This window comes from Limnobacter sp. UBA3528, from assembly GCF_002377005.1.
Lineage (GTDB): Bacteria > Pseudomonadota > Gammaproteobacteria > Burkholderiales > Burkholderiaceae_B > Limnobacter.
In genome coordinates, this window is the sequence record NZ_DFOZ01000024.1 from 80,989 (window position 1) to 93,464 (window position 12,476).

The 12,476-nt window shown below is 53.0% G+C and carries 13 protein-coding genes; 4 read left to right on the forward strand and 9 right to left on the reverse strand.

What is annotated here, in order from left to right:
• The first annotated feature begins 8 nt into the window (after positions 1-8).
• Positions 9-425, forward strand: coding sequence for a Cu(I)-responsive transcriptional regulator (gene cueR, locus B4N58_RS07225; protein ID WP_291747487.1), 417 nt, complete (start codon positions 9-11; stop codon positions 423-425).
• Here the strand turns inward: cueR and B4N58_RS07230 are convergent, their stop codons facing one another.
• The 5 genes from B4N58_RS07230 to B4N58_RS07250 are packed head-to-tail and all read right to left on the reverse strand — an operon-like array spanning position 426 to position 7,165.
• A complete protein-coding gene (locus tag B4N58_RS07230) occupies positions 426-1,196 on the reverse strand; it encodes an ABC transporter ATP-binding protein (RefSeq protein WP_291747490.1) in 771 nt (256 codons plus the stop codon). It lies immediately after the preceding gene.
• A complete protein-coding gene (locus B4N58_RS07235) occupies positions 1,193-2,188 on the reverse strand; it encodes a FecCD family ABC transporter permease (protein ID WP_291747493.1) in 996 nt (331 codons plus the stop codon). Before B4N58_RS07235 ends, B4N58_RS07230 begins: the two co-directional genes overlap by 4 nt.
• A gap of 56 nt (positions 2,189-2,244) precedes the next feature.
• Complete coding sequence (locus tag B4N58_RS07240; protein WP_008252253.1) at positions 2,245-2,844, reverse strand: TetR/AcrR family transcriptional regulator; 600 nt, start codon at positions 2,842-2,844, stop codon at positions 2,245-2,247.
• A gap of 1 nt (position 2,845) precedes the next feature.
• Positions 2,846-5,980, reverse strand: coding sequence for an efflux RND transporter permease subunit (locus B4N58_RS07245; protein WP_291747497.1), 3,135 nt, complete (start codon positions 5,978-5,980; stop codon positions 2,846-2,848).
• 24 nt (positions 5,981-6,004) lie between these two features.
• Entirely contained in the window at positions 6,005-7,165 is a 1,161-nt protein-coding gene (locus B4N58_RS07250) for an efflux RND transporter periplasmic adaptor subunit (RefSeq protein ID WP_040513518.1), read from the reverse strand.
• Between the two features lie 185 nt (positions 7,166-7,350).
• Here B4N58_RS07250 and B4N58_RS07255 point away from each other — a divergent pair, with 185 nt between their 5' ends.
• Positions 7,351-8,655, forward strand: coding sequence for an NAD(P)/FAD-dependent oxidoreductase (locus B4N58_RS07255; RefSeq protein ID WP_291747501.1), 1,305 nt, complete (start codon positions 7,351-7,353; stop codon positions 8,653-8,655).
• A gap of 22 nt (positions 8,656-8,677) precedes the next feature.
• Here the strand turns inward: B4N58_RS07255 and B4N58_RS07260 are convergent, their stop codons facing one another.
• From B4N58_RS07260 to B4N58_RS07275, 4 genes are read right to left on the reverse strand one after another with little or no spacing between them, the layout of a single operon-like run.
• On the reverse strand, positions 8,678-9,409 hold the full coding sequence (locus B4N58_RS07260; RefSeq protein WP_291747505.1) for an SDR family oxidoreductase: 732 nt from the start codon (positions 9,407-9,409) through the stop codon (positions 8,678-8,680).
• Complete coding sequence (locus tag B4N58_RS07265) at positions 9,406-9,669, reverse strand: SemiSWEET transporter (RefSeq protein WP_291747508.1); 264 nt, start codon at positions 9,667-9,669, stop codon at positions 9,406-9,408. Before B4N58_RS07265 ends, B4N58_RS07260 begins: the two co-directional genes overlap by 4 nt.
• Positions 9,669-10,622 carry a PA2778 family cysteine peptidase gene (locus B4N58_RS07270; protein ID WP_291747512.1) on the reverse strand — a complete coding sequence of 318 codons (954 nt, stop codon included), beginning with the start codon at positions 10,620-10,622 and terminating at the stop codon, positions 9,669-9,671. The genes B4N58_RS07265 and B4N58_RS07270 overlap by 1 nt, the downstream gene beginning before the upstream one ends.
• Positions 10,619-11,002, reverse strand: a complete 384-nt coding sequence (locus B4N58_RS07275) for a PA2779 family protein (RefSeq protein ID WP_040513516.1) — start codon at positions 11,000-11,002, stop codon at positions 10,619-10,621. The genes B4N58_RS07270 and B4N58_RS07275 overlap by 4 nt, the downstream gene beginning before the upstream one ends.
• A gap of 133 nt (positions 11,003-11,135) precedes the next feature.
• Between B4N58_RS07275 and B4N58_RS07280 the strand changes: the two genes are divergently transcribed.
• Together B4N58_RS07280 and B4N58_RS07285 are read left to right on the forward strand one after the other, a co-directional pair.
• Positions 11,136-11,708 (forward strand): hypothetical protein, encoded by a 573-nt coding sequence (locus tag B4N58_RS07280; protein WP_291747515.1) that lies wholly within the window; start codon positions 11,136-11,138, stop codon positions 11,706-11,708.
• 333 nt (positions 11,709-12,041) lie between these two features.
• Positions 12,042-12,476: TadE/TadG family type IV pilus assembly protein (locus tag B4N58_RS07285; protein ID WP_291747518.1), on the forward strand; the 435-nt coding region annotated here is incomplete at its 3' end.

Genomic DNA, 12,476 nt, shown 5'->3' on the forward strand with positions numbered 1-12,476 from the left:
AGCCCGACATGGACATGACAATAAACACGCCTTACTACACCATCGGCGAGGTCGCGATGGAGTCGGGTATCTCCGCGAAAATGATTCGCCACTATGAGCAAGTGGGTTTGTTGAAGGAGGCCGCACGAACCGATGCAGGTTATCGCCTGTACAACGACCGCGATTTACATGTGTTGCGCTTTATTCGCCATTCACGCGACCTGGGTTTTTCAATCAAACAGATCGAGGAATTGCTGGGGCTGTGGCAAGACAAAACACGTCCAAGCCGTGAAGTGAAGAAACTGGCGCAGTCGCATCTGAGTGCGCTGGAATCCAAAATCCGTGAACTGAATGCGATGAAGTCTGAACTTGAACGACTGGTACATTGCTGCAAAGGCGATTCCCGGCCAGACTGCCCGATACTTGAAGGACTGGCTGCTGAGTGATCAGTGATTGCCCGGAACCACTGCGGTGTGACCCGACTCGGTTTTGCTGACTGTGACAGGAAGCCCGTACAGCACGCTCAAAGTGTTGGAGGTTATCACCTTGTGGGCGGGGCCTTGCGCGAGCACTGCACGCCCTTTGAGCAAGCAGGCGGTGGCATTGACGCCCAGCGCATCTTGTGGATTGTGCGTGCTCAGCACCACACTTTTTCCAGCGGCTGCCAGTGATGCCAATGTGTTCATGACCTTGGCTGCATTCGCAAAGTCGAGATTGGCAGTGGGCTCATCGAGAACAAGAGTTTGCGCACCCTGGCACAAGGCACGCGCAATCAGCACCAACTGTTGTTGACCGCCGGAAAGCAGATGGAAATCTCGTTGTTTCAAATCATGAATACCCAATTGTTCCAGAGCGTCGTGAACAAATTGGTGGTCGGCGTGTGTGGGGCCACCGAACAAGCCCCAATGTGTGGTTCGACCCATTAACACGGTATCCCACACGGAAAACCCGAGGTTGTTGGCATGGCTTTGCGGTACATAAGCCAAGTGCAACGCAAGTTCTCGCGCAGCCAGCTGTTGCACTGGGGTGCTGTTGATCAACACCCGCCCCGCGCAGGGTGGTATTAGGTTCAAAAGCGTTTTGATCAGCGTACTTTTGCCGCTTCCATTGGGGCCGAGCAGGCAAAGTATTTCGCCTTGCTTCAGTTCCAGATCAATGTGCTCAAGCACGGCACAGCCGCCGTGGCCCACAGACAGGTTTTCTGTTTTCAGGCTCAATGGTTGGCCCCCGCACGCCGCAACAGCAATCCCAGAAAGAAGGGTGCACCCACCAGTGCAGTCAGAATACCCAGCGGTATTTCAAGATCGCCCAGGCTTCTCGATGCCGTGTCGACAAGAAGCAGGAACAGCGAACCCATCAGGATTGACATGGGGAGAAGGCGGGCCAGGCTGGGTCCGACAAGCAGGCGTGCTGCATGGGGAATCAGCAAGCCGATCCAGCCGATTACACCAGCCACGGCCACCACAGCGCTCGTCATGATCGTGGCCAGCGCAATCACTGCGATTCGAAGGGGTTTAACCTGGACCCCCAAAGCATTCGCTTCAGCTTCGGGCAGGCTAAGTACATTCAAACGCCAGCGCAGCAAATACAGCGCCGAGCAGGCCACCAATACCACGGGTGCCACTACCCACACCTGGGACATTTGCATACCGCTTAAACTGCCGAGTAACCAGAAGGTGATGGCCGGTAACTGATCGTATGGGTCTGCAAGAATTTTCAGCAGGGAAGTGATTGCACCAGCCAGAGCACCCAAAACTACACCGGTCAACACCAGCACCAAAGTTCGGTCTGCATGTTGAATCGCTTTGCCCAGCGCCATCACCAGCGCTACAGCAGCAAGTCCGCCTGCAAAAGCCAGGCTTTGTACACCAAGTACCGGCAAGCCCAAAAACAAGCCGAGCACTGCACCCAAGCCTGCTCCGGAGGACACACCCAGAATATCGGGGGACACCAGCGGGTTTCTGAACAGCAATTGATAGGCAGCACCTGCTGCTGCCAGCGCAGCGCCGACCAAAATGGCGCCGAGCGTGCGGGGCAAGCGAATGTCTTGAACCACTTGAACAGCGATTGGTTCGCCAGTACCCAACAGGGCATGCAGGCTTTCCAGAAGCCCCAGTGGATACGCGCCCAAGGTGAGCGAAAGCGCGGCAAAGCCGATCAATGTGATCAGCAGCAAGGGCAGGCTGTAAGGAAGGACAGCTCTAGGCATGAGGGGCGCGGCAGTGAATTAGAGCCCGAGTATACCGCAGGCCTGCCGCGCCAATATCAGCTTTGAAGCATCTGTTGAATGACGCTTTTCAACACGCGGGCAATGTCGTCGGCTTTCATGTTCGGGTCGCGTATGGCGCGAATTTGAAGTCCATCGAACAAGGCCATCAGAATGGTGGATTTCGCAGCAAGGTTGAGCTCGCAGGGAGTTGAGTTTTTCAGGGGCTGAATGCCTTTGATCAGTTGGGTGACCTTTTCCCGAATGACTGTATCCGTGCCTTGAACGGTTGCTGCGACTTTTGGATTCCGGGCGGCCTCCGCCAAAATCTCGGTGTCAAGTTCACTGCGGTCGATGCGCCTTTGCACACCCTCATCGACAGTGCCGAGCATGGCTTTCAGAATGTCTTTTTCCCCCTGAATTTTTGCGATCCGCTCCAGTGCCTGGTCAAGGTCGCGTTTGACCATCGCTTCAATGATTGCTTCTTTGCTCTCGAAGTAATTGTAGATGTGGCCAGCACTCATGCCGAAAGATTTCGCAATCTCCGACATGCTGGCACCGTGAAAACCACTTTTCCTGAAACACTCCGCTGCTGCATCCAGAATTTGTTGTCGGCGAAGTTCTGCTTTGCTGCCAGGTGCTTTCAAGTCCTGATTCATTTTATTCTCCTTGTGCTGCGGTATTTTGCTTTGCACGTTTGTTGCCAAACAAACGGGTTACCACTACGAAGAAAATGGGTACGAAGAAAATGCCCAACACGGTTGCAGAAATGGTGCCGCCCAATACGCCGGTACCGATCGCATTTTGACTGCCCGAGCCCGCACCTGTCGAAATAGCCAGGGGCACTACGCCGAGGCCAAAGGCCAGCGAGGTCATGATAATGGGGCGCAAACGCATGCGCACTGCATCCAGTGTGGCTTCCAGCAAGTCACGGCCTTGGTCGAATTGTTCCTTGGCAAATTCAACAATCAGAATTGCGTTTTTCGCCGACAAACCCACAGTGGTCAGCAAGGCCACCTGGAAGTACACGTCATTGGCAAGGCCGCGGCCACTGGCTGCAAGCAAGGCGCCCACCACACCCAAAGGCACAATCAGCATGACCGCAAAAGGAATGGACCAGCTTTCATACAGCGCAGCCAGACACAAAAACACGATCAGCAATGACAGCGCGTAGAGCAGTGGTGCCTGCGAACCAGACTGTCGTTCTTCATACGACAAACCAGTCCACTCAATGCCCATGCCTTCAGGCAGATTTTCGGCAATCGCTTCCATGGCATCCATGGCGTCGCCCGAGCTCATGCCGGGTGCAGCTTGCCCTTGAATTTCCACCGCAGGCAAACCGTTGTAGCGCTCAAGGCGTGGAGATGCCATGGACCATTGCGCCGATGAGAAGTTGGAGAAGGGCACCATTTCGCCGTCGTTGTTGCGCACGTAAAACCGGTTCAGGTCTTCCGGCAACATGCGGAACGGTGCGTCGGCCTGCATGTACACGCGTTTTACACGGCCGCGGTCCAGAAAGTCATTGATAAAACTGCCACCCCAGGCTGAGGTGAGTGTGTCGCTGATCTCTGAAACGCTCACACCCAGGGCACCGGCTTTGGCATTGTCAATGTCAAGTTGGTACTGCGGCGTGTCGGCTGTTGCATTGGGGCGAACACCCATCAAAACCGGGTTTTTGGCTGCTTCGCCAATCATGGTGTTTCGAGCTTGAATCAGCGCATCGCGCCCCAAACCAGTTCGGTCCTGAATAAACAGGTTAAAGCCTGATGCATTGCCCAATTCACGAATGGCGGGTGGTGCAAATGCAAAGGCCTGGGCTTCAGGCCAGCTTGCAAATTCAGCCGAGGCGCGTTGCACAATGCCGGCAGCTGAATTTTCTTTGCCGGGGCGTTCGCTCCAGTCGCGCAGGCGTACAAAACCAATACCCGAGTTTTGACCGGTACCGGAGAAGCTGAAACCGGCTACGGTGAACAAAGACTTCACATTGTCACCTTCTTCATTGAGGAAGTAATCTTCCATCTTGGCCAGTACTTGCAGGGTTTGTTCTTGCGTAGCACCCGCTGGCAACTGCACCTGTGTGAAGAATACGCCTTGGTCCTCATCCGGCAAGAATGAGGTGGGTAAGCGCGTGAACATGAACGCGGTAATCGCCAGCAAGCCGCCGTAAATGATCAGCGAGCGCCCAGACTTGTGCAGCATGCGCCCAACAGCGCCCTGATAACGTGCGTTGCTTGAATCAAACTTGCGGTTGAACCAGCCGAAGAACCCTTTTTTCTCATGGGTGTGCCCCTTTTCAACGGGTTTTAGCATGGTGGCACACAAAGCAGGTGTCAGCACCAGTGCCACAATCACCGACAAGGCCATGGCCGACACAATGGTGATTGAAAATTGCTTGTAAATAACACCTGCCGAGCCCGGGAAGAATGCCATGGGTACAAACACGGCCGACAGCACCAAACCAATACCCACCAAGGCACCGGTAATTTGGTCCATCGATTTTCTCGTGGCCTCCAAAGGAGATAAACCTTCTTCGGCCATTACACGTTCAACGTTTTCAACCACCACAATCGCGTCGTCCACCAGAAGGCCGATAGCCAACACCATGGCAAACATGGTCAACGTGTTGATTGAAAATCCGAATGCGGACAGCACTGCAAATGTACCCAGCAACACCACGGGTACCGCAATCGTTGGAATCAACGTGGCCCGGAAGTTTTGCAGGAACAGGTACATCACGAGGAACACAAGAATAATGGCCTCGATCAGGGTTTTGACCACACCTTCAATGGAAATTTTCACGAACGGTGTGGTGTCGTAGGCCACGTCCCATTCCATGCCTTCGGGGATGAGGGGTGTAATGCGCTCCATCTCGGCGATTACGCCTTCAGCGGTGTCCAGCGCGTTGGCACCCGAGGCCAGGCGGATACCAATACCGGATGCATTGCGTCCGTTCCAGCGCGGCAAAATATTGTAGTTTTCACTGCCATAATCAATACGCGCCACGTCTTTCAGACGCACAGTGGCTCCGTCTTCCGTAGTGCGCAAAATAATTTGTTCGAAGTCTTTGGGTGTTTCCAGCAAGGTTTGCGCGGTGATGGTTGCCGTGAGCGTTTGACCTTTCACAGCTGGTGCGCCGCCCAATTCACCCGCCGACACCTGCGCGTTCTGGGCCAGCACGGCACTTCGAATGTCGCCCGGTGTCACTTTGAACTGGTTCATTTTGTCCGGGTTTAGCCAAATGCGCATGGCATATGGACTACCAAACACTTGCACCTCGCCCACACCGGTCACGCGGCTAACAGTGTCTTGCACATTGGTGGTAATAAAGTCGGCGAGCTCGGTGGAGGTATATGCACCATCCACTGCCGTAAATGCAATTACAAGCAAATAGCCTGTTGCACTTTTGGTCACTTGAATGCCCTGACGTTGAACGGCGTCGGGCAGCAGAGGCACAGCCAAACTCAATTTGTTTTGAACTTGCACCTGGGCGATATCGGGATTGGTGCCGGGCTCAAAGGTAAGTTCGATCCGCAGGCGGCCAGTGGAGTCGCTGGTGGACTTCATGTAACGGAAACCATCCAGGCCTGTCATGCGTTGCTCAATCACCTGAGTGACCGAATCTTGCAGGGTTTCTGCCGAAGCACCCGGGTAAGTGGCTTGAATGGTGACAGCGGGTGGTGCAATGGCCGGGTATTGCGCCACAGGCAAATTGAAAATGGCCAACGCGCCGGCCAACATGATAACAATCGCGATCACCCACGCAAAAATGGGGCGATCAATAAAAAATCGGGACATGGTACTGCTCCTGCCAGGCGTTGTTTACTTGTTCTCAGAGTCGGAAAGGATTTCAACTTCCTGACCGGGGCGAACTTTCTGGATACCTTCGACAATCAGGCGATCACCCGCTTGAAGGCCCTCGGCAATCAGCCACTGGTCGCCAATGGCTCTGGCTGTTTCTACGCTGCGTTTTTCAACTTTGTTGTCCTGACCCACCACGAAAGCAGATGGCGCACCGGTTGCATCACGCATGATGCCTTTTTGCGGCACCAGAATACCGGCTTCGCGCACGCCTTCTTCAAGTGAGGCTCGAACATACATGCCGGGTAACAACTGCAGTTTGGGGTTGGGGAATACCGCGCGCAAGGTAACTGTGCCTGTGTTCTGGTCCACGGTCACATCGCTGAATTGCAGTTTGCCTTCTTGTGCGTAGCTGGAACCATCTTCAAGCTTCAAGGTAACTTTGGCGGCGTCTTTGCCCGCGCTTTTCAGCACACCACTTTCCAGGTCACGCTTGAGTTGAAGCAGTTCGCTGGTGGATTGTGTCAGGTCAACATAGATGGGATCCAGTTGCTGAATGGTGGTCAGTGGGTTGGCTTGTCCTTGCTGTACCAAAGCACCTGGCGTAATGCTGGAACGGCCAATTCGACCACTGATGGGTGCAGTTACCTTGGTGTAGTTCAGGTTGATTTGCGCCGATTGAACGGCGGCTTTGCCCGAGGCCACATCGGCCTCAGCCTGTTTCAGCGCTGCGTAGGCGTCATCACGTTCTTGTTGGCTTACCGCGTTGAGTTTGGCCAGTTCCTGGAAACGATCGTTTCGAATTTTCGCGCTGGTCAGGTTGGCTTGCGCTTTTTCAAGCATGGCTTTGGCACTTGCATATTCGGCTTGATAGGTGGAAGCGTCAATTTGATACAGGGATGTGCCTGCTTTGACGTCACCACCTTCTTGAAACTGGCGGGCCTTGATGATCCCATTCACTTGGGGGCGCACCTCTGCGATCAGGTAGGGGCTGGTTCGGCCAGGCAATTCGGTGTAGAGCGACACGGGCTTGGCAGCCACATCAAACACCCGAACTTTGGGCAGAGCGGGGGCTGCTGCAGCATTTGCACCGCCTTCTTGACTGCCGCAGCCGGCCAGGGTCAACGTGCCAACAGTCAACAAGGCGCTGGTGCCCAGAGCCATTTTTCTTATATTAATCATGGTACTACCTCGAAATTAGCAATGCGGGAACAGTGAATAGACAAGAATACTGAATGAACGTTCATTTTTTCATTGAAAAAATTGACTGTCAAATTGGGGTTTACCACTGTGCAGGAATGGGATTTGCTCTTAAATCCGCTTAGGCTTCTAATGTGATCAAACAATTTTATTCATGGAGAAACGATTTGGACCTTTCATCAATCGTGATCGTGGGCGGCGGAGCAGGTGGCCTGGAGTTGGCCTGCAAACTGGGGCGCAAGCTGGGCCCCGACCGCGTTACGCTGGTCGACGCCAAGATGTACCACATCTGGAAGCCATCATTGCATGAAGTGGCGGCAGGCACGCTGGACATTCACCAGGAGGGTTTGTCTTACCCCATGTTGGCCCACAACAATGGGTTTAATTTTGTTCTGGGTGCCATGGAGGGTTTGAACACGGATGACAAGCAGGTTGAAATAGCAGCCGTTCGTGATGATGTGGGCGATGAAGTGTTGCCCAAGCGTGTGTTGCAGTTTGGAACGCTTGTGATCTCCGTGGGCAGTCAATCCAATTATTTCGGTGTGAAAGGTGCGCAAGACTTCACCATTTCGCTGGACGGTCCGCAACAGGCCGAGAGTTTTCGCCTGAAGATGCTCAAGCAATTGGCCACGCTTGATTTGCGTAAAAAACTGGATCCATCGGCAAGCCTTGATATCGTCATCATTGGCGCTGGCGCTACCGGTGTCGAGTTGGCCGCCGAGCTGCGGGAAGCAAGCCATGTGCACAGTCGCTACGGCTTTAGCCGAATTGATGCAGCCAGCGATGTAACCATTACCATTCTGGAAGGTGCACCCAGTATTTTGCCGGTGCTGCCTGAAAGTGTGTCCAGCGCGGCTTTGCGTTTGCTCGAGCAACGTCACATTACTGTGGTCAACAATTGCAGGGTGGTCGAAATTTCATCCAAGCAAGTATTGGATGCCAGTGGCAATCGTTACCAAGCCGATTTGTGTGTGTGGGCGGCGGGCATCAAGGCACCGGCGTGGCTGGCCAATTTGGGCTTGCCGGTGAACCGCAACAATCAACTGGAAGTCGAGGGTGACTTGCGGGTAAAGGGCCAGCAGCATATTTTTTCATTGGGTGATTGCGCGGCTTGTGTGCAACCCGATGGAAGCATGGTGCCTCCGCGCGCGCAATCGGCGCACCAGCAGGCCGACTACATTTACAAAACCATATTGAATGCTGAACGTGGCAAGGCAGCCCTGGGTAAACCTTACCTGTACAAAGACCACGGTTCTCTGGTATCGCTGGGTTCTCGCAGCTCGGTGGGTAGTTTAATGGGCGGCCTGTTCAAGGCCAGCAGCATGTTTGTGGAAGGTTTTTTTGCGCGCAGCATGTACGCAAGTTTGCACCTGATGCACCACTATGCAGTGCTGGGCGGCATGAAAACTTTTTTGCTGGCCATGGCGCGTTTTCTGCTCAAACGCGCCACGCCTTTGGTGAAATTGCACTAAGCCATATCGGCAGGTTTTTGGATCAACAGGTGCGCAGGTCTGCCACGGCCTTCTTGCCGAAATCCGGACCGAGAAGGTAGTGCACCAGCCTCTCGCCGGCCATGTTCGGACTGCTCAGGGCATTGCTGTTTTTTAGCTCAATAAACCGCTGTTTGTTGGGAAACAGTGATTCATCGGTTTCCCGAATTTGTGTTTGCATGGCGGTGTCGATCACGCCGGGCGCCAAGCTGCAAATGGCGACGTTTGGTAGTTTGTCTTGTTGAACAGCCTGAGCATGCATGTCGAGCGCCGCCTTGGTGGCGCAATACACGCTCCAGCCTGGGTAGGCACTTTGGGCGGCACCACTGGACACATGCAATATTCGTAGTTGTTGATTGCCCTGAATTTTTCGGGTGAGCATGGCGCTCAGCGCCAGCGGCACTGCAACATTGAGCTGAATACTGCGGGAAATATCAGGAGTGGCTTGAGCATTCAATGGACCTATTGGGGACACCACACCTGCATTGTTAATTAAAAGCAAAAGTGTTGTGTTTGCAATGAATTCCAGCAACTGCGCGCTGCTTTCAAGCTGCCCAAGTGCGCCATGCTCAGCCAAATCGAGGCTAATTTGCTGAAGATCCTTGTTGTATTCCTGTTGAAGTGCTGTGTTTTGTGATCGGGAAATGCCCAGCACAGGATGCCCTTGGTTCAGCAACGCGCGGGCAATGCCCAAGCCAAGCCCTTTGCTATGGCCTGTTACTATCGCTTTAATCATTGTTTTTGATTCAATTTCAGATACAGAATTGAGCTGGCCAGCAACAAAGTGACCGCATTGGCCACTACAACAGGCCATTGCCGCACCATTAAACCGTAAACAAGCCATAGAAGCACGCCCAAACAAAAACACGCGTACATGCCCAAAGAAATACTTCGGGTGTCGCGTGTTTTCCAGCAATACACCACCTGTGGAATAAAAGAGAAGGTGGTGAGTGCGGCGGCCACAAAGCCCAAGGTTTGGGCCCAATCCAGTTGCATTAGTCGGCCTGTATTTTCTGGGCTGTTTCCTTGTAGGCGGCAATGCGCCCACCGCCTATGGCAATCGCTTTGTTGATGGCTGCACGGGCTTCATTCTTGCGATCCAATTTCAGCAGGGTTTCAGCCAGGTTGTTCCAGGCATCTGCCATGTCGGGGTACACACCCACTGCCTTGCGGTAGTGCTGTTCGGCTTCCACATAACTTTTGGCCCCATAGGCCAGGTTACCCAAACCAAAATGAAACCAGGGCTCAGTGGGCCAGGTTTTCGCACCCTGTTGGTAAGCCTGACCGGCTTTCTCAGTGTTGGAGCGCTCAAGCGCAACCGCTGAATTCAGATAGCCTTGTGCATTCACGTAGCTGGGTGGTTCGGCGGTGGTTTTAATCACGGTAAAGCCCCAGTTCTGTGAGCGTTCCCAAAGTTTCAAAAAGGTGGCCACGGGGATCAACTCACGTTCCTTCGGGCCAGAGCGCAAAACCATGCTGTTGCTGCCAGGCTCGTAACCCACCACCACGGCGTAGTGCCATTGCGGTGCAATCGGCAGTGAAAGATTCAGCAAAACCACCACGGGTGCGCCAGCATTCAGGGCGTCAAACAGGGCGGGAAGTTTGGGCTCAATTTGGTAACTCAGGTAGCCCAAGCGGCGGGGTGCAGCCAGCATTTCAAGTTGCAAGCTGCCTTGGCGGCCAGGCAAGTAAACCAGCTCAGCCAGTTTGTTCGGATCGGTATTTTCACCGGCATGGTTGAGCACCATGGCCAATGTTGACGGGCCGCAGTAAAACTCTTCCTGTGCGAAAAACGGCACGTTTTTGAGTTCAACAGGTGCTTGGGTTTGAACGGTGTTTTGAAGGTCTTGCGGGACTGTTGGCAAAATTGAACAAGAGGCCAACAGCCCTACAAGTACAGCTGAGCCCGCCAAGCGGGCCCAGGCGGTACTGGAAAAACGTAATTTCATCGAACGGAACGGGTAAACGGAAATACCTTGGTGAGGCCAAGAATGTCGGTTACCAACAAAATAATGAAGACAGTAAATAGTACACCAACAATGCCGGCACCTGCGGGTGCGTTCTCAATGTGGGCGGCAAGCTTCTGGGCTTCTTCTTCTGTCATGGAATCCACACGGGCCTTGGCAACTTCAGGGCTTACACCATGAGCTTGCAGTGCTTTGGCAATGTCTTCACGATCGAAGAATTGCTTGAGTTCGGAGCGATCTTGCTGATGCATGGCAACCGCTTCTTCGGTGCTCACGATTGCTGCGTGGGCTGGTGCCACAATAAAGCTGCTTGAAAAGCTCAACAAAACTGCCATTGCTGTTGCGCGCATAGTTTTAGTCATTTTATAACTCCATCATTCTTGTGTGTGGGAAAGACCATCATAGGGTTAAACAAGCTTTACTGCTCATTTATTCCGAGTCAACCAAACGAAGGCCGTTGCGTTTTAGTTGACATCACAGCAAGGAGGATTTGTGATGAAAACTCGATTGTTCAGGATTTTTTCGGCCAGCTTTGCTGTTTTGACTGGTCTTGCCTTGGCGCCCATGCAGGCCCAGGCCGTCAATATTTCGATTGGCGTGGGCGGGGAAGTGCTCCCCGGCGTGTATGGTTCAGTCAATATCGACAATGGGCGCTACCCAACGCTGGTCTATGCAGAACCGCTGATCGTGACTCGCCCCTCGCGAATCCTGTCTCCGGTGTACTTGCACGTGCCCCCAGGGCATCTGAAAAAATGGGGTCGATATTGTGGTCGCTATGACGCATGTTCACGGCCGGTGTACTTTGTGAAGTCTCGTGATTACTACGACTTCAGCCCCCGCTACATTGAACAGCGTTACATCTATCGCGATCGTGTCACCTACGTAAATCGCGGTGGCTACGACCGTCGCGATTATTATGATCGCCGGGACTATGACCGTCGTGATTACGATCGCCGTGACTACCGCGAGCATCGCCGGGATCATGATCACCGTGGGCATGGTAAACACTGGAAACACGATGATCGTGGCCATGGTCATGGCAAACATGGTCGGGGTAGAGACGACTAAACTGTTAATAATTGGTTTTAATTTCAATTCACAAAGCCGGCTGGTTCAGCCGGCTTTGTTTTTTTAACTCAAGGGGTTAATCATTTGTAAGTAAAAAGCTGACATAATGTAGGAATCTGTGTTCTTGAACAATTGTTTGATTGATTTTCAGTTTGATATCGCGATAAGCTTTATCTGATTGAAATATAAGTGAAATATTTTTCTTTTACACAAATAAGGGGGTAAAATTCACCCTATTCATTCCTATTATTCCCAGTGTTGAATGGCAAAGTGATTAGGTAATGTTTTGATTAACACTTTTTGACTAACCCATTCGACGAAGACAAGCCCATCATGAAAACTCAGTCCAAATTACGTCAGCGAGGCGCGCTCATGATCGAGCTGGTGCTGACACTGCCAATTTTGCTGGCTGTGATTTTCGCGATCGTGGAGTACTCGGTGCTGTTGGGGGCCATGTTGATCATGAACAACACCACCAGTGAGGCCGCGCGGCAAGCCACGGTGTATCGCAGTGGTTTTGCAGTCGGCGACTATGAAAGCCTTGCGCAAGACGCTTTGGAAGACCTGCTACCCACTTACGTGGGTTCTTTCCGGGAAAGCGTTGTGCCTTCGGTAAACTCCTTTGCCTGCGGCGATTCAACCTGCCTGCGGGTACGTCTTGATTATCCCAACTACAGCAGTAACCCCCTGGTCGGTAATTCCTTTTTCATTCCTTTGCCTGAGAATTTGTCAGCAGAGTCCACAACACGTGTGGAGCCGAACGATGGT